At 52.4% G+C, this 820-nt stretch carries 1 protein-coding gene; it reads left to right on the forward strand.

Annotated features, from left to right (window positions below; genetic code table 11):
- The first annotated feature begins 63 nt into the window (after positions 1-63).
- Entirely contained in the window at positions 64-768 is a 705-nt protein-coding gene (locus tag QMN38_RS26675; protein ID WP_001067855.1) for an IS6-like element IS26 family transposase, read from the forward strand.
- Positions 769-820: the final 52 nt, after the last annotated feature.

Here is an 820-nt window from a genome sequence, read left to right on the forward strand (position 1 = left end):
GGCACTGTTGCAAATAGTCGGTGGTGATAAACTTATCATCCCCTTTTGCTGATGGAGCTGCACATGAACCCATTCAAAGGCCGGCATTTTCAGCGTGACATCATTCTGTGGGCCGTACGCTGGTACTGCAAATACGGCATCAGTTACCGTGAGCTGCAGGAGATGCTGGCTGAACGCGGAGTGAATGTCGATCACTCCACGATTTACCGCTGGGTTCAGCGTTATGCGCCTGAAATGGAAAAACGGCTGCGCTGGTACTGGCGTAACCCTTCCGATCTTTGCCCGTGGCACATGGATGAAACCTACGTGAAGGTCAATGGCCGCTGGGCGTATCTGTACCGGGCCGTCGACAGCCGGGGCCGCACTGTCGATTTTTATCTCTCCTCCCGTCGTAACAGCAAAGCTGCATACCGGTTTCTGGGTAAAATCCTCAACAACGTGAAGAAGTGGCAGATCCCGCGATTCATCAACACGGATAAAGCGCCCGCCTATGGTCGCGCGCTTGCTCTGCTCAAACGCGAAGGCCGGTGCCCGTCTGACGTTGAACACCGACAGATTAAGTACCGGAACAACGTGATTGAATGCGATCATGGCAAACTGAAACGGATAATCGGCGCCACGCTGGGATTTAAATCCATGAAGACGGCTTACGCCACCATCAAAGGTATTGAGGTGATGCGTGCACTACGCAAAGGCCAGGCCTCAGCATTTTATTATGGTGATCCCCTGGGCGAAATGCGCCTGGTAAGCAGAGTTTTTGAAATGTAAGGCCTTTGAATAAGACAAAAGGCTGCCTCATCGCTAACTTTGCAACAGTGCC

Source organism: Citrobacter sp. R-1.5.2 (assembly GCF_035064245.1).
Classification (GTDB): Bacteria; Pseudomonadota; Gammaproteobacteria; order Enterobacterales; family Enterobacteriaceae; genus Citrobacter.

Bases quoted from the DNA above. Each gene is read 5' to 3' on its own strand.
- QMN38_RS26675 (WP_001067855.1), top strand. From the start codon at position 64: ATGAACCCATTCAAAGGCCGGCATTTTCAGCGTGACATCATTCTGTGG.